Here is a 17,698-nt window from a genome sequence, read left to right as displayed (position 1 = left end):
TTATAAAGTGGTTTTAAGTTTAGTTAGTCTTCTGAAGCATATTGATATCTGAGGAGATTTGCTGAAGCTGAATGTAACAGTTTTCGTATATTTTTTTGACCTCAGCATTTTGTGACGTATTCGCTAAATTTTGAAGTTGATAGCCGCATTTTTTTAATTGAGATACGATAGTAGGTTTTTGTTTTGGTGTTAAATTTACAGTAGCCTGATCCTCGTATAAATCAATGTATAACTCTCCAGTTGGGTCCACCTGTGCTAAAAAAACTTCTTCGTGACTTATTCCTAATTCCTTTAGCTTATTATCTAACCACTTTTGGGTAATGCCAGCTGTAGCCATCGTTTTATCCATGATTTCCCCGTCCATAATAATAACTTGAGGCTCACCTTCTGGGGTAACATCTATTCCTAAAATATCGGCAGTTAAAGGCAAATGTTGTTTTTTTAGCAAGGTATTAATTTGTCCATCTGGTTCAATAATCGCAAATTCCACCTCGCTTAGCTTGAAAATATTTTTTTTCCTCAACTGCTCTAACAATTCTTCGCTTGTTAGCTTCTCCTTTTTGAGGTTTTTTTCTAATACCCGCCCATTTTTAATAAGTAAGGTTGCACTGCCGTCTATAAAATTACGAATTTTTTTACTTTTAAGCTCGATCCACTCAATTCCTAATGAAATTGCAACCCATACGCTAAGAGCGACAATCCCTAAATACCAGTTGCTACTTTCCTCGATTGAAATATAGGCTGTCAAATTCCCTATCGTAATACCTGTAATATATTCGAACAAAGAAAGCTGAGAAATTTGGCGTTTACCTAATAGCTTGGTGAGTGTAAATATGACTACAACTGCAATTAATGTTTTGCATAAAATCAATGCCCAGAGTGGCATATCCCTCATCCCTCCTCCAAATACACTGTTCTGTACTTCTGCACGTTACAAGGCACTACGTGCTAATTAATTCAAGCATGTGCAACATTGACGCTTTTTACTAATGCAATTTATGGATGTATATGACGCTACAGAGTGGGATCGAGCCGAAGAAGTGGAGGAAATCTTCGGCTATGTCGAAGTAAGTGAAGGAGGGGAGTAGCTATCTTTGGAGGAGAAGCAAATATTTTTTTTTTAACATGCGTAAAACGCTTCATACTTATGTGAGAAGCGGTAAGTAATACCTATGATGAATGGATCAGGTTCATGGATGTGTGTGTTCCGCGCTTAGTAAACCTTCGATATATCCCTCTACCTTCGCTTGCTGCCTGTCCGTTAATTGGTGGTATAGCGATAAAAAATGCTGATCAGCTAAACTAATTTTATAATCCTGAGGTCCTTCCTCCTGTGTCACAATATTAGAAAATGAGCAATTGGATTCATTTTTATGGCTTGAGTCTGCTCCTAACAATAACCAATCTGTCGTTACATTAAAAAAACGTGCTAAATCAATGATCAGATCAAGTTTAGGTAACCGTTCATTTAGCTCGTATTTACCTAAATTGTTGAATTGAAGCTCCTTCATTAGCAGATTTTGCGACATCTGATTTTTTTTCGTAAAAATGCAATCCTTTCTCCTAGAGTATTCATCCTATGTTTTATCACCTCTCTGTCAATTTGACATTGATTATTCCCGAATATTGAGTTAAAATGTCGAAAAAGAACTAATTTTTTTCCTGCTAATGTCATATTGACTTTATGATGCCCACGTGATAAGATTTCATGTCATTTTATTTTATCATAAATCAGTATCAACAATCGAAAATGAATAGAAAGGAATGGAAGAGCTTGGATTCCGTACAAATAGTAACTCAGTTACATATGACACAAAAAAATTAGCTAAAAACATTGGCGTTAATGAAAACTATTAGTTCTAATTCAACACAAAAAGAGGAGGGAATTTACAAACAATTAAATAACGTTGTTTATACGGTAAGAGGGGGATATTCTTTTGGACTCGTCATTTTCGCTTGAACCTTTACTTGAAGTATTCATCTTCGAATCTTCTCAGCTTTTGGAGCAGCTAGAGCAATCCGTTATAAGTGGCGAAAGCACAAGTGATTTCTCGCCAGCCTTAATCGACGAAATTATGCGTTCGATGCATACGATCAAAGGCTCATCTGCCATGATGAAATTTGAAAATATTGCACATTTATCACATTCGCTCGAAGATTTATTTTATTTTTTACGTGAGGATCATCCTGTTGTCGTTGACTATTCTACCTTATCTGATCTTGTTTTAGAAGGCTGCGATTTTATTAAGCTGGAAATATACAAAATACGCAATGGAGATGCTCCAGACGGTGATGCCTCTGCATTAATAAAAAGAATTGAACAATTCTTAACTGAGCTTAAACAGAACAATGATTCTACACAAATAAAGCATCCTATGCATACATACAATGTGATTATTACATTTGAATATGACTGTCCAATGCCTAATGTTAGAGCCTTTGCGCTTGTACATCAGTTAGAGGAGCTTGTGGATCATATTCACTATTATCCAGAGGATATTGCTAGCAATCCAGACAGTGCATCTGTAATCCAAGAAAAAGGTTTTTCCATGTGGCTTCAAACTAGTAAAACAGAAGAAGAGCTATATACTTTTTTTGCGGGCACACCATTTTTGAAAACGATTGATTTTTGTCAGTGTGAGCTTGCTTCCTCTTTAGACGATTCATTTCAAATTAGTGAAACTACAATTCATAAATCTGTAATTGGTGAAGCTGAAATTGGAGATTCTGCAATTGTTGATAATGTACCTAAAGCCGCCACCGATTCCACGCTGACGCAGGCCAGCTTGATAAGTGTTCAGGTTGGGAAATTAGATAAATTGATGGATCTAGTAGGTGAACTGGTCATTTCGGAAGCGATGGTCACCCAACATCCTGAGCTTAAGGATCTTCCTTTAGAGCAATTCACCAAAGCGGCTCGCCAACTGAAAAAAATCACAAGTGAGATTCAGGATATGGTGATGTCGATTCGTATGGTTCCATTAGCAACGACCTTTCATAAAATGCGCCGTATCGTAAGAGATATGTGTAAAAAAATGAATAAAGATATTCATCTTGAGGTGATTGGTGAGGACACTGAAGTAGACAAAAATATTATTGAGCGCATTTCTGATCCCTTAATGCACTTAATTCGTAATGCGGTGGACCATGGCATTGAAGCCCCAGAAGATCGTGAGACTAAAGGAAAAAATAAAACGGGTGTAATTACACTTGAAGCAAGACATGTTGGTAGTGAGGTCATTATTATTTTAAAGGATGATGGAAAAGGCTTAGACCGTAGCAAGATTTTGAGCAGGGCAAGGGAAAATAAACTACTAATCAAGCCAGAGGAGGACATGAGTGATAAAGAGGTGTTTGGGCTCATTTTTCTACCTGGATTTTCAACAAAAGAAGCAGTGACAGAGTTTTCTGGTCGAGGTGTCGGGATGGACGTGGTTACTCGTAACCTTGAGTTGGTAGGTGGTAATGTTCTTGTTGAAAGTGAATACGGTCAAGGTACTACAATTACTTTGCGTTTGCCGCTAACCTTAGCCATTATTGATGGAATGAATATTTCTGTGGGACAATCTCGGTTCACACTGCCTACTGTATCGATTCGTGAATCGTTTCGTGCAGATGAAAGGGACATTATCACCGATCCAAATGGAGGGGAGATGTTAATGGTCAGAGGTCATTGTTATCCCGTTCTCCGTTTGCATAAGCATTACAACATTCCTACTCATGTAAGCAGCATGTCAGATGGGATTATTATTATGGTTGAAAATGAAAGAGATACAGTATGCATATTTGCAGATCAATTACTTGGAGAGCAGCAGGTTGTTGTGAAGGCTCTACCTGAATATATTCGCAGGGTGAAGGACATTCAGGGCTTAGGTGGCTGTACATTGCTTGGCGATGGCAGTATTAGCTTAATTTTAGATATATCAGGCTTGCTACAACTAAATTAAGACCAGCTATTAAATTATGGACAGATGGGGGATTATTTATGAAATGGTTTTATGATTTAAAGCTTGCTAAAAAGTTAATTATTAGTTTTGTGATGGTTGCGATTATTGCAGGTATTGTGGGGACGGTTGGTATTGTAAATCTAAGTAAGCTAGAACAAAAGGACACTGAATTGTATGATTATATGACAGTACCAATTTCCGAATCTGCACAAATGTTAAACCTGATGCAAAGAATTCGTGTAAATACCCGGGAATTAATCTTGCAGGATAATGTGGAAAATAAAAAACAAATTAATGATACGCTGCAAACACTTAGAGATCAATTAGATGAGGCGGCACTGAGCTTTGAGAAAACAATCCTAAGTGAAGAAGTGCGGACTAACTTTAATAAATTTCAAACAGCTAAGCTTGAATATCGAAGCCTTATGGATGAATTAATGGTGTTTATAAACAGTGATGAAGATGATAAGGCCTATGAATTTTTAGATAAAACGATGCGCGAACCAGCTAAAACTCAGGAGGATGCTTTAAATCAAATCGTTGCACTGAAAATTACAGATGCTCAAAAAACCTCTGATGACAATACGGCGCAAGCTAGACAAGCAATGCTCATTATGATTGTACTGGTATTGTTAGCTATGTCTGTTGCGGTTGTATTAGGTATTTGGATTGCAAGACTAATTAGTAAGCCGATTAACCAAATCGTAGAGATGGCAGGCAAAGCGGCAGATGGGGATCTAGATGTCGAATTGACTGTAAGCTCGAAGGATGAAATTGGTAGATTAGCGGCGGCTTTTAATCATATGACATACAACATTAATGAGGTATTGGAGAATATTAGCGCATCTGCCGATCAAGTCACCTCTGGTTCCACTCAAGTAGCAGAAACTGGAATGGTGTTATCACAAGGGGCAACAGAGCAAGCAAGCACGATTGAGGAGCTAACAGCTTCCTTAGAAGAAATCTCATCTCAAACGAATCAAAATGCTGAAAATGCAGAATCGGCGAATAAACTAGCTACAGATGCTCGTAAAGATGCTGTCATTGGAAACGATCAAATGAAAGAAATGCTAAATGCGATGCATGAAATTAATGAATCCTCCAATAACATTTCCAAAATTATTAAAGTGATAGATGAGATTGCATTCCAAACAAACATTTTAGCGTTAAATGCTGCAGTGGAAGCAGCTAGAGCAGGTCAACATGGGAAAGGTTTTGCAGTTGTTGCAGAGGAGGTTAGAAACTTAGCTGCAAGATCAGCAAATGCCGCCAAGGAAACAACAGAATTGATTGAAGGTTCGATTCACAAGGTAGAAGATGGCACACGGATCGCAAATGAAACAGCAGGGGCACTGAATCAAATTGTGGATGTCGTCACAGAGGTTACGGAGATCGTAAGTCAGATTGCGAGAGCCTCACATGAACAAGCGATAGGCATTTCACAAATTACCGAAGGTGTGACCCAAGTATCACAAGTCACGCAAACAAACTCTGCAACATCAGAGGAAAGTGCAGCAGCAAGTGAAGAGTTGTCTAGTCAAGCGGAGCTGCTTAAAGAGCAAGTATCTAGGTTTAATTTGAAGCGGACAAGAACTTATCGCAATAGTTCTGATTCACAATTAGAGGAATATAGTCCTGAGGTTATGCGAATGCTGGAGCAAATGTCGGGTCAATCCCAATCTAGTAATTCTAATAATAGACGAAAAAAATCAAATTCTAATATGAAAATTGAGCTAAGTGATCAGGAATTTGGCAAGTATTAAGCTTAGGAAGGGAGGTTGCTTTTTACCATGTCAAGCGTACAACATGAAGCTGTTGAAGCACTAGAGGATACACAAAAGGATAAGTTTCTAACATTTGCATTAGGTGAACAATCGTATGGGATCGATATTAAATATGTGACAGAAATTATTGGCATTCAATCGATTACTGAAGTGCCTGAGCTTCCAAATTATATTTGTGGAATTATTAATTTACGTGGCAAAATTATTCCTGTCATGGATGTTAGATTACGTTTTAAAAAGCAATTTCGTGTGTATAATGATCGAACGTGTATTATCGTAGTAGATATTTCCAATATTTCAGTAGGACTCATTGTTGACCTTGTATCAGAGGTGTTAACGATACCTGAAGCCGATATTGTTCCACCGCCGGAAATCAATCAAGGTACTCACCGATTTATAAGAGGGATTGGCAAAGTCAATCAAGAAGTAAAATTAATTTTAGACTGTGATAAATTGTTAAATGAAGATGAACTAGTGCAGTTGGAAGATTTTGAGTAAACAGGGGGAGCTTATGTCTATGACAGCAGAGGAGTTTTCCAAGCTTGCACAATTTATTCAAGCCACCTATGGGATTTATTTGAGACAAGAAAAAAAGGTAATGTTAAAAAGTCGATTAGATCAATTGTTGGCGAGAAAGCACATATCCTCTTATAGCGAATATTTTGATTATGTAAAAAATGATCAGACAGGACGAGCTGCCAGTGTGTTGGTGGATAAAATCACGACGAATCACACCTATTTTATGCGTGAAGTAGAGCATTTTCATTTCCTTCGAGATCATGTAGTTCCTATGCTTGCACGAAGCATCAAGGATCGTGATTTACGGATATGGAGTGCAGGTTGTTCAACGGGGGAAGAGCCCTATACATTAGCTATGATTTTGTTGGATCACTTCGCTTTACAACGTCACAGTTGGGATACGAAGGTGCTTGCCACCGATATTTCCTCAAGAGTGCTTCAAGTCGCTCAGCAAGGTCGATATCAAAGTGAGCAATTAGGGAAGCTACCACAGCATTGGAAAGATAATTATTTTGTAAAAAGTGATGATGATCACTATGTGGTGGACAAAAAACTAAGAGCAGAAGTCATTTTTCGTAAATTGAATTTAATGGATGATCATTTTCCTTTTAAACGAAAGTTTCACATCATTTTTTGTAGAAATGTAATGATTTATTTTGACCATCATACAAGGCAACGCCTGATTCAGAAATTTACGAATTTGTTAGAGCCAGGTGGATATTTATTTATCGGTTTTTCGGAAACGCTGGATAAACGGGAGACATCATTAAAATATATTATGCCTGCTGTCTATCGCAAGGTTTAGGAGGTTAAGGATTTGCCTAGCAGCAACAAAGCGATCTCTGTTTTAGTCATTGATGATAGTGCTGTATTTCGTGAAATTTTGGTGCGGGGCTTGTCTTCGAATGACACCATCCATATAGTTGGAGCTGCTAAGGATGCTTATGAAGCTAGAGATATTATTGTTGCTACCTTGCCGCAAGTACTGGTGTGTGATGTCGAGATGCCTAAAATGAATGGGATTGAATTCGTAAAGCAGTTAATACCGCAGTATTCCGTTCCAGTAATTGTAACGAGTGCCTTGAGTCATAAAGTATTTGAGGCGATGAATGCTGGTGCAGTTGATTTCATTAGTAAGCCAGCTTTACATTCTGCGAATGGAGTTAAAGCATTTATTTTAGAATTGATTGAAAAAATTAAAGATGCTTCTAAAGCCAAATTACCAAATAATTCAACTACTAATTTTACTAGTTCAGCTAGTCCAACGACTATAAGTGGTTCGAGTACCTCAAGTCGTTTGAGTGGTTCGAGTGCTTCAGGTGAGTTGGGGACTTCTGCTCTGTATAAAGCTAGCGTGCGATTAATTGCGATTGGTGCTTCTATGGGTGGGGTACAGGCCTTACATTATTTGTTACAACAATTACCTATAGATTTGCCTGGGATTGTCGTTGTGCAGCATATTCCTGCTGGCTTTTCAAATATGTTTGCCGAACGACTAAATATGTCGACTCATTTTAATGTAAGGGAAGCAAAGCAGGGTGATGTTGTAAAGCCAGGTCAAGTGTTAATTGCACCAGGAGGCAAGCATATTCGAGTGAAGAAACGTAATGCTGAATATGTAATCGAATGCTTTGTAGGAGATAAAATTAGCGGGCATTGTCCCTCGGCTGATCTTCTCTTTGAGTCGGTGGCGGCAAGTGTTGGTAAGGATGCGCTGGGTGTTATTTTAACAGGAATGGGTTATGATGGGGCGCGTGGGCTGCTTGCATTACGCCGAAAGGGCGGAAAAACGATTGGTCAAGATGAGGGAAGCTCTATCGTTTATGGCATGCCTAAGGTCGCTTTTGAGGTCGGGGCAGTCCAGCTACAAACAAGTTTAAGTAAAATGAGTGAACAAATTGTTAGTATGGTTAGAAAAGAAGGGTAGCTGTCAAATAATAATTTATAAAGTTGCTATTTCCTAGTAGTGATAAGTAGGCTCTTTCACGCAAGTGAGTTAGAGCCTTTTTATTTTCCCTATGTATTTGGGTCTGTATTTAGACGTTTATAGATTAACAGTAGTGCATTGTGATATAATTTAAAATTAGCGATATATGACATATGTGATACATGAAATATAAGTTTAAAAAAGGGGAAGTGTTAGCGATGACTAAGGAGAACCAAAACTCAGCGGACTTAAAATCCGCCAAGGGCAAGGATTACTCCAAATATTTTGACTTTAGTGATGCTAAAGTGATTAGTGAAGAGGAAGGCAAAACGACGTATCGAATTAAAGGACGTAATATTCAGATTAACTCGAATCCGGACTATAAAGAAGGCAAGCGTCGTGGTAAAGAAGAAATTCAGGTGCATTATAATGAAGTGATCCCAGACGAGCTGAAGAAGCTAGGAGAAGGACGCTTTTACAATATTACAACGTATGGCTGTCAAATGAACGAGCATGATACTGAAATTATTAAAGGTATGCTTGAGGAAATGGGTTATCAGTCTACTGATGATCGAACACAAGCAGATCTTATTTTGCTAAACACCTGCGCAATTCGTGAAAATGCGGAAGATAAAGTGTTTGGTGAATTAGGTCATTTAAAAACATTAAAAACGGAAAAACCTGATCTATTGCTTGGTGTGTGTGGTTGTATGTCTCAAGAAGAGGGCGTCGTTAATCGCATTATGCAAAAGCATAGCTTTGTAGATATGATCTTTGGGACACATAATGTCCATCGTTTGCCATACTTAATTCAAGAGGCGTTGTTTAGTAAAGAAATGGTGGTCGAGGTATGGTCCAAAGAGGGCGATATTATCGAAAACCTTCCTAAAAAGCGTGAAGGGATGCGGGCATGGGTTAACATTATGTACGGTTGCGATAAGTTTTGTACGTATTGTATCGTGCCTTATACACGTGGTAAAGAGCGTAGCCGTCGACCAGAGGATGTCATTGCAGAGGTACGTGAGCTAGCGGCTCAAGGCTATAAAGAAATTACGTTGCTTGGGCAAAATGTAAATGCTTATGGTAAAGACTTTAATGACATTAACTATTTATTTGCAGATTTAATGGATGATATTTCGAAAATAGACATACCAAGAGTTCGCTTCATGACATCACATCCTCGTGATTTTGATGATCATTTAATTCAAGTGCTTGCGAAAGGTGGCAACCTTGTTGAGCATATTCACTTACCAGTTCAATCTGGTAGCACCCAAGTTTTGAAAAAAATGAGCCGGAAATATACACGTGAGCATTATTTAAACCTAGTTACTAAGATGAAAGCAGCGATCCCTAATCTTGTATTGTCTACAGATATTATCGTTGGTTTTCCTGGGGAAACCGATGAGCAATTTGAAGAAACGATGTCTTTAGTACGTGAAGTTGGTTATGACTTTGCTTATACGTTTATTTATTCACCACGTGAAGGAACTCCTGCTGCGGGGATGGAAGACAACATCCCGATGGAAGTTAAGAAAGAACGTCTTCAGCGCTTAAATGAAGAAATTAAGAAGCATTCCTTCAAAAGTAATGATGCTGTAGTTGGACAAGTAGTTGAAGTATTGGTTGAAGGCGAAAGTAAAAATGATGCTAATGTATTATCGGGACGTACCCGCAGTAATAAGCTAGTGCATTTTGAGGGTAGTAAAGATTTGATTGGTACATTTGTGCATGTAGCGATTACAGATCCTAAAACTTGGTATATTAAAGGTAACCTTATTGAACAGGTTACAACTGTATAGGAGGGATCACGTTGGAGCCTCAAAGCCGAGAAGATATTATTAATAAAGCGAAGGAGCTTGCTGGATTGATTGGTTCAAGTGAAGAGGTCCAACATTTCCAGAAGGCAGAAAAGCTAATTGAAAACCATGAGCGGATACAATCACTGATTAGTGTGATTAAAAAAAAGCAAAAGGAAATCGTTGCTTTTGAAAGTATGAAAAACCAAACCATGGTTGATAAAATTGAAGCTGAAATTTCAGCGCTGCAAGCCGAGCTGGATAGTATTCCTTTAGTCAACGAATTTCAGCAAAGCCAAAGCGATATTAACTATTTGCTACAGCTAGTTATTTCCGTTATTCATGATACTGTTTCAAAGCGTGTCTCTGTTGAAAATGGGAATGAAGCCGTCGCTGAGGAGACATCAGGCTACGGTGAATAGGTTATCTTCAATAACCATTTGTTCGAGATATCATTAAATGATATTAGTGTGAGTAAAGATGTACTTGCATAGGAATAACAATGCAGACAGACATCTAGGAGGAAAGCTTGATATGGATTGGTCTGAGATGATGAGCCGCAATGAGACCTCATTTTGGGGTTTTATCGGCTTTAAATTACTAACCACCGAAGAGGATAAGGTCGAAGTTGGATTAACAGCTACAGAGAAACACTTGAATCCGATGGGAATTGTGCATGGTGGTGTTTTAACAGCCATGATGGATCAGGCAATGGGAACGTTAGCGATGATACATTGGCAGGGAACCCCAGGTGTCACAACGCAAATTGATGTGAATTTCTTAAATGCAATGACAAGTGGTGAGCTTGTGGCAACGGCTCATATTGTTCATGCTAGTCAACGCACGCTTATACTTCGTGCAGAAATTCATAATGAGGACGGTATTTTAGGTTGTATTTCAACCGCAACATTTCGTATGTTGAAAAATAATTAATACAATTAATCAGTTTTATAATTAACTATGGATGATGTGGTGAATGCGAATGGGTAAGGGCGGAAGGGAAGCCCCTAAGAGGGATGATGTGAAAAAATATCGTACTCCTGATGGAATACCAGCAGATATTGTTATGTTTACATTAGCAAAGCAAGAGCGCAAGGCAGCAACAAAAGCATTGCCTAGATTTGATCTTAAAGTGATGCTTATTAAGCGTAAAAGCTGGCCATTTGCTGGTGCCTGGGCACTTCCAGGAGGCTTCTCGCAAGAGGATGAATCGTTATTTGAAACAGCACAACGTGAGCTAATGGAAGAAACGGGTGTTGATGGACACCATTTGGAATATTTAGGTGTTTATAGTAAGCCAGGACGTGATCCAAGAGGTTGGGTCATTTCGCATGCTTTTTTCGCGTTAGTTGAGGAAACGGTGTTAGAAAAAAGACAAGCAGCTGATGATGCGCATACTGTAGGCTTGTTTACAGTGCAAGAAGCACTTGATGAGCTTGACTTAGGATTTGATCATCGTGAGATATTAGAGGATGCGTATAAACGGATTCAACAACAAATGCTTCATACGACTATCGCTAAGCAGTTCCTTCCACCACATTTCACGTTAGGTGAGCTGTATCAGGTCATTCAAACGGTAGTTCCGGATTTTGCTGAGCTTAACTTTATTCGCAAAATTACGTCTACTCGGAGTCGTCAAGGTATTTTAGAAGAAGTAAGAGATGAAGAGGGTAAACCTCTATTATCTAATCAATATTCACAGCGCCCAGCTCAGTTATATCGCTTCACAGACTTTACACCACGTTTATCGATATATACTTGAGTTCTATTTAAGCAACGTTTTTTTGTAAAGGTTGGCTTAAAGAGAGAGGATGACAAACAATCATGTATGGTGAAGGCTTAGCTCTACATACGGATAAATATCAAATTAATATGATTTATGCCCATTGGATGAATGGCTCCCATGAGCGTAAAGCCGTATTTGAAGCCTATTTTCGTAAGCTTCCGTTCGGCAATGGTTATGCTGTGTTTGCAGGCTTGCAGCGTATTGTGGATTATATTTCGAAGCTTCGCTTTACCGACAGAGATATTAATTATTTAGCCAAGCAAGAAGAGCAATACGATCCCGTGTTTCTGGAATTACTTCGTAAATTTTCATTTAAGGGGACCATTTATTCGGTTCAAGAGGGGGCATTAGTGTTTCCAAATGAACCTTTAATTCGAGTGGAGGGAACGATTCTAGAGTCTCAGTTAATAGAAACCGCCCTTTTAAATTTTATGAATTTTCAAACCTTAATTGCAACGAAGGCATCCCGAATTAAACGAGTAGCTGAAAATGATATTTTATTAGAATTTGGCACACGTCGTGCTCAGGAAGCGGATGCTGCGATTTGGGGTGCGAGAGCGGCTTATATTGCTGGCTTTGACGCAACCTCTAACATGCTTGCTGGTGAAATTTTTGATATTCCTACAAAAGGCACACATGCCCATTCATGGGTACAAATTTTTGATTCAGAGCTTGAAGCGTTTGAGATATATGCCAAAGCTTTGCCTAATCAGGTATCATTGCTAGTTGATACATTTGATACATTACAAAGTGGAATTCCAAATGCGATTAAAACAGCTAAAAGCTTAGAGAAAATCGGTAAAAAGCTAGCAAGCATCCGACTTGATAGTGGGGACCTTGCTTACTTATCAATAAAAGCGCGTAAAATGCTTGATGCGGCAGGACTCACAGATGTTAAAATTGTCGCGTCCAATGACTTAGACGAAAATACGATGTCTAACCTAAAATCCCAAGGTGCAAAAATTGATACATGGGGAGTAGGTACACAGCTTATTACAGCGGCGGATCAGCCTGCACTGGGCGGCGTTTATAAGTTAGTTGAGCGTGAACGTGAGGGTGAAATGTTACCAACAATCAAAATTTCAGGTAACCCTGAAAAAGTAACCTCACCTGGGAAAAAAGAAGTATTACGTATCATCAGCAATGAGGATGGCAAAGCGATTGCGGATTACGTATGTTTGCCTCATGAGGAGCAAGCGCGAACCGGGGGTAAGCTACGCTTATTTGACCCCGTTCACCCTTACATGAAAAAAACCGTGAACAACTATAGCGTCATGTCGATGCTTGAGCCGATTTTTGTTGGTGGGGAGCAGGTTTATACCTTGCCATCATTGTCACAAATCAGAGCTTACCATCAAAGCCAACTTGATCTATTCTGGCCCGAATACCTGCGTAAACTCAACCCACAAATTTACCGCGTAAATTTGAGCCAAACAGCATGGGAACTCAAACAGAAAATGTTAGAAGAATATATGAGCGTGCACGAGGATTAGATTAAATTAGATATGGACCCTATACTCATGATTATGTAGTCATGCACTTTAATAAGCTATTCACGAAATTTGATTTGAATTTCGTAGAATATCTTATTTTTTTATTGATACGGTATAAAGAGTAACTATCTAAGCTATGCACGAAATCCAAGCAGATTACGTAGAATAGCCCAAACTTTTGACTGTTTTAGTTTATAAAGTAGTGCGAGTACCAGCAGCTCTCAGCCCTATAGAGCAAATAAACTAAGCTATGCACGAAATCCAAGCAGATTTCGTGGAATAGCCCAAATCTTTTGACTGTTTTAGTTTATAAAGTAGTGCGAGTACCAGCAGCCTCAGTCCTATAGAGCAAATAAACTAAGCTATGCACGAAATCCAAGTAGATTACGTAGAATAGCCCAAATCTTCTTTTGACTGTTGTTTTCCGCCCTTATCATTGATGAGGGACAGAGGGATTGGTAGAGAAGCGAAGCGGTCGTATTTAAATTGGATTCCACCCCGATGCTGTTCTACAATGAAGGAATCCAGTTTTAAGAACGATCGAAACCCTGCCCTCTGTCCTGAATCAATTGCTTTTCCCTTTGAGCCGCTCCCTTATAAAGGCTCAATGCCTTTAAATGTGAGTGCTTGGGTGAGTGGTGGGAGTAGCGGAAGGGGCAGGGGGATTGTGGAGAAGCGAAGCGGTCGTATTTAAAACCGGATTCTCACCTATGAAGCTCCACTAGTAATGAAAGAATCCGATTTTAAGAGCGATCGAAGCAACCCTCTGCCCCGTAGCGCCCGACCCACCACATCCCCACCAAGCACCCCTCATGTCAATGCATCGAGCCGCCTATCCCCCATAATTATTTCTCGGGAAACCGCACAAACCGATAATTTCAGCACTATCCTATCGATTGAAGGCGAATACTTTATTTTTGTGACATTTTGTGTTTAAAGCCGATCCCTCCTTGTTCATTGTGCGGTTTATCACATCGATAGTTGATCAGCTATGATAAATTGAAAAATTAATCGGGGCCTTTTTGTCTCGTTCTTTTAAATAGTATTTTGCATTAATGGATTATATTAAAACATTACCCATGAAGGGGGAAAAAATGTGGTAAGCTTACCCAAAATAAATGACCTAGGATTTTTTGAAATTCGTCTAGAGTCCATTGGCGGTCTGGGGGCAAATCTTGCTGGGAAAATGCTCGCTGAAGCTGGTGTAGAAGGGGCTGGATTGAACGGTGTCAGCTTTTCTTCATATGGTTCTGAGAAGAAGGGATCGCCTGTAAAAGCACATATTCGTTTTTGCGATTTAAATACACCGATTAGAGATACCTCACCTGTTGAAAGACCACATGTCGTAGGCATTTTTCAGGAAGCACTTGCGAAAACAGTAAACGTGATTAGTGGAATTTATGAAGATAGCACAGTGCTTGTCAACTCACGTAAATCACCAGAAGAACTTAAAGCGAAAATGAAATTGTTAGGTGGAACAATTGCAGTTATAGATGCGACAGGAATTGCGTTAGAAGAAAAAAATCGTGTAAACATGGCTATGTTAGGGGCATTATTTCGGTTATGTCCATTTTTAGATGCAAATACGATGAAGGAAGTCATTACAAAATCACTTGAAAAAAAATATCCACAAACGGTTGCTCCTGCTATTCGCACCTTTGAGCGTGGGTATAATGAAGTTGAATTTCATAGCTATGCTTTACCAGAAGGTGTAACGATGCCGGAGTTTATACGTGCAGATACACCTGTTTTAGGTTATGCGACGCAAGCAATTGGTGGGATTATCCCTAACCCAGGTAATAGTATATTAAAAGATTTAAGCATTTCACGTTCTGGTATGATGCCACATTTCAATCAAGAGACATGTATTCATTGTGCGGCATGTGACAACGTATGTCCTGATAACTGTTTTGTATGGGAGGAACAACCTGATAAAAAAGGTCGTCCACAAATGTTCCTACAAGGTATCGACTATCAATATTGTAAAGGCTGCTTAAAATGTATCCATGCTTGTCCAACCGATGCATTGTCAGAAGAACGGGAAGAGGACGATTATGCTGACAATAATCGTGTACCTCATTTATTTGAGCTGGCAATGAGTAATCGTTAAAGAATACGAAAGAGAGGCGGGGCTAAGATGGCAATAGATATTCAAAAGGAAAAAACAGTAGGGCAAGTAGAGCAACGTGTTGTTTATGAGTCAGGCAATGAAATGGCAGCTTATGCCGCACACCAAATTAACTATCATATTATGGGATATTTCCCAATTTCACCTTCTACAGAAGTGGCACAATTTCTTGATCTGATGAAAGCAAATGGAGAGCATGATATAAAGCTCATTCCTTCAGACGGGGAGCATAGCTCGGCAGGGATTTGTTATGGGGCATCTACCGCAGGCGGACGGGTATTCAACGCAACAAGTGCAAATGGATATATGTATATGCTAGAGCAGATGCCTGTTCAATCAGGGACACGTTTCCCAATGGTTATGAATCTAGTATGTCGTTCTGTATCTGGACCTCTTAACATTCATGGCGATCATTCGGATTTATATTATGCACTTAACACGGGTTGGCCAATTTTAATGTGTCGTGACCCGCAGGCTGTGTATGACATGAACATCATGGCAATTAAGTTAGCAGAGGACCCAGAGGTGCGGTTGCCAGTTATGGTGGCTTCAGATGGTTACTTTACATCTCATCAAAAACGTCGTGTGCATACCTTTGCAAATCGTGAAGATGTACAAAAATTTGTTGGAGAACAACCTCCAGCAGGTTTTGCCCATACGTTAGATCGTAACAATCCAATTACTGTGGGTCCTTATATGAATGAACCTGACTTTATTAACAATTGCTATCAACAATCTGAGGCGATGTACAAGGCAGAAGCAGTATTTGAACGGATTGCAGGTGAATATGCACAGTTAACAGGGCGCCATTACGGTATGCTGGATACTTACCGCATGGAGGATGCAGAGGTTGCTGTATTTTTGATGAATTCTGCTTCTGAAATTATTAAAGATGTGGTAGATGATTTACGTAAGCAAGGGATAAAAGCAGGCTCGATTGCACCAAATATGATTCGTCCTTTCCCACAAAAGCAAATTGCTGAAGCATTAAAAAATGTAAAGGCGATTACGGTGGGGGATCGTGCTGATTCCTATGGCGCGCATGGTGGCAACATGGTAAATGAAATTAAAGCTGCTTTATTTACCCATGGTAATCATACAACTAAAGTGATTAGTCGGATTTATGGTCTTGGGGGTAAGGAGTTCTACGCAGAGGATGGACACCATTTATTCCAGCTAGCGATAGATGCAGTAGAAAAGGATAAAGTTGAAGTTGCGTTTGATTATTATGGTCATTCCGCAGGTGACTTAGAGCATACACAAGAACGTGTGTTAAAGCCACTTAATTTTGACAAATTAAAAACAGGATTAATTACAGTCACTCGTAATGAGGAAACTGGCAAATTAGCTGTACGGATTCCACCACTTCGTTCGTTGACCAAAAAGCCAAAACGGATTGCCCCAGGTCATGGTGCATGTCCGGGCTGCGGTATTTTCTCAGGTTTAGAGCTGTTCTTTAAAGGCATTGAAGGCGATATCGTTACATTGTTCCATACGGGTTGTGCGATGGTTGTAACGACAGGCTATCCTTATTCCTCCCATAAAGCAACCTACATTCATAACCTGTTCCAAAATGGCGCAGCAACGTTGTCAGGGGTCGTTGAAATGTTCTGGGAGCGTAAACGAAGAGGGGAATTAGATAATCTTGGTCTTCAGGATGATTTCACCTTTGTTATGGTCACAGGCGATGGTGGGATGGACATCGGAATGGGGCCCGCGATTGGTGCTGCATTACGTAACCATAAAATGATTATTGTGGAATACGATAACGAAGGTTATATGAATACAGGCGCGCAATTATCCTACTCAACACCAATTGGACATCGTACTTCTACGTCTAATCTTGGTGAGGTACAACAGGGTAAGGTGTTCCACCATAAGGATACAGCACAAATTATGGCGGCAACGAACATCCCTTATGTATTTACAGGCAGTGAAGCCTACCCGCAGGATTTAGTAAAAAAAGCGGCAAAAGCGCAATATTATGCTCAAAATGAAGGTCTAGTATATGGTAAAATATTAATTGCTTGTCCACTTAACTGGATAACGCCAGATGATGTTGGTACAGAGGTTGTTGATGCTGCAGTTAGCTCTTGTTTCTTCCCATTGTATGAGGTGGAGCATGGACAAACCAACATTACGTATAATCCAGAGGATAAAAATAAACGTGTGCCAATCGAAGACTGGCTGAAAAAAATGGGGAAAACCCGCCATTTATTAAAGCCACAAAACGCAGCAGCGCTTGAATCCTTCCGCGAGGAGATTGAACGTCGTTGGCAACGATTGCTTGCGAAGCATGAAAATCCATACTTGTAATC

General features: G+C 39.5%; 15 protein-coding genes. 13 read left to right on the top strand and 2 right to left on the bottom strand.

Annotated elements, in window-relative coordinates:
• Positions 1-19 precede the first annotated feature (19 nt).
• On the bottom strand, positions 20-886 hold the full coding sequence (locus J2Z32_RS03560) for a DUF421 domain-containing protein (protein ID WP_210087780.1): 867 nt from the start codon (positions 884-886) through the stop codon (positions 20-22).
• A gap of 304 nt (positions 887-1,190) precedes the next feature.
• On the bottom strand, positions 1,191-1,529 hold the full coding sequence (locus J2Z32_RS03555) for a helix-turn-helix domain-containing protein (RefSeq protein ID WP_210087779.1): 339 nt from the start codon (positions 1,527-1,529) through the stop codon (positions 1,191-1,193).
• 408 nt (positions 1,530-1,937) lie between these two features.
• On the opposite strand from J2Z32_RS03555, the gene J2Z32_RS03550 reads away from it, so the two are divergent.
• From J2Z32_RS03550 to J2Z32_RS03490, 13 genes are all read left to right on the top strand, one after another.
• Positions 1,938-3,947 (top strand): chemotaxis protein CheA, encoded by a 2,010-nt coding sequence (locus tag J2Z32_RS03550; protein WP_245251163.1) that lies wholly within the window; start codon positions 1,938-1,940, stop codon positions 3,945-3,947.
• 38 nt (positions 3,948-3,985) lie between these two features.
• Entirely contained in the window at positions 3,986-5,710 is a 1,725-nt protein-coding gene (locus tag J2Z32_RS03545) for a methyl-accepting chemotaxis protein (RefSeq protein WP_210087778.1), read from the top strand.
• Between the two features lie 27 nt (positions 5,711-5,737).
• Positions 5,738-6,229 (top strand): chemotaxis protein CheW, encoded by a 492-nt coding sequence (locus tag J2Z32_RS03540; RefSeq protein ID WP_210087777.1) that lies wholly within the window; start codon positions 5,738-5,740, stop codon positions 6,227-6,229.
• Positions 6,230-6,242: 13 nt separating this feature from the next.
• Positions 6,243-7,055: a CheR family methyltransferase gene (locus J2Z32_RS03535; protein WP_210087776.1), complete on the top strand. Its 813-nt coding sequence runs from the start codon at positions 6,243-6,245 to the stop codon at positions 7,053-7,055.
• A 12-nt stretch (positions 7,056-7,067) separates the two neighbouring features.
• The gene (locus J2Z32_RS03530) at positions 7,068-8,177 is read left to right on the top strand and encodes a protein-glutamate methylesterase/protein-glutamine glutaminase (RefSeq protein ID WP_245251151.1); all 1,110 of its coding nucleotides are present in this window, start codon (positions 7,068-7,070) and stop codon (positions 8,175-8,177) included.
• Positions 8,178-8,395: 218 nt separating this feature from the next.
• Positions 8,396-9,976, top strand: a complete 1,581-nt coding sequence (gene miaB, locus J2Z32_RS03525; protein WP_210087775.1) for a tRNA (N6-isopentenyl adenosine(37)-C2)-methylthiotransferase MiaB — start codon at positions 8,396-8,398, stop codon at positions 9,974-9,976.
• An 11-nt stretch (positions 9,977-9,987) separates the two neighbouring features.
• Positions 9,988-10,395, top strand: a complete 408-nt coding sequence (locus J2Z32_RS03520; protein WP_245251150.1) for a YlbF/YmcA family competence regulator — start codon at positions 9,988-9,990, stop codon at positions 10,393-10,395.
• Positions 10,396-10,507: 112 nt separating this feature from the next.
• On the top strand, positions 10,508-10,906 hold the full coding sequence (locus J2Z32_RS03515; RefSeq protein WP_210087774.1) for a PaaI family thioesterase: 399 nt from the start codon (positions 10,508-10,510) through the stop codon (positions 10,904-10,906).
• Positions 10,907-10,949: 43 nt separating this feature from the next.
• Complete coding sequence (locus J2Z32_RS03510; protein WP_210087773.1) at positions 10,950-11,735, top strand: NUDIX domain-containing protein; 786 nt, start codon at positions 10,950-10,952, stop codon at positions 11,733-11,735.
• A 62-nt stretch (positions 11,736-11,797) separates the two neighbouring features.
• Complete coding sequence (locus J2Z32_RS03505) at positions 11,798-13,252, top strand: nicotinate phosphoribosyltransferase (RefSeq protein ID WP_210087772.1); 1,455 nt, start codon at positions 11,798-11,800, stop codon at positions 13,250-13,252.
• Positions 13,253-13,766: 514 nt separating this feature from the next.
• Positions 13,767-13,946, top strand: coding sequence for a hypothetical protein (locus J2Z32_RS03500; protein WP_210087771.1), 180 nt, complete (start codon positions 13,767-13,769; stop codon positions 13,944-13,946).
• 402 nt (positions 13,947-14,348) lie between these two features.
• The gene (locus J2Z32_RS03495; protein ID WP_210087770.1) at positions 14,349-15,362 is read left to right on the top strand and encodes a 2-oxoacid:acceptor oxidoreductase family protein; all 1,014 of its coding nucleotides are present in this window, start codon (positions 14,349-14,351) and stop codon (positions 15,360-15,362) included.
• Positions 15,363-15,389: 27 nt separating this feature from the next.
• Positions 15,390-17,696: a thiamine pyrophosphate-dependent enzyme gene (locus tag J2Z32_RS03490; RefSeq protein WP_210087769.1), complete on the top strand. Its 2,307-nt coding sequence runs from the start codon at positions 15,390-15,392 to the stop codon at positions 17,694-17,696.
• The last annotated feature ends 2 nt before the right edge of the window (positions 17,697-17,698 follow it).

Origin of the sequence: Paenibacillus turicensis, assembly GCF_017873435.1 — a bacterium.
Taxonomy (GTDB): Bacteria; Bacillota; Bacilli; order Paenibacillales; family Paenibacillaceae; genus Fontibacillus; species Fontibacillus turicensis.
Note: the sequence above shows the minus strand (reverse complement) of the source record. Positions and strands in the feature narration are given on the sequence as shown.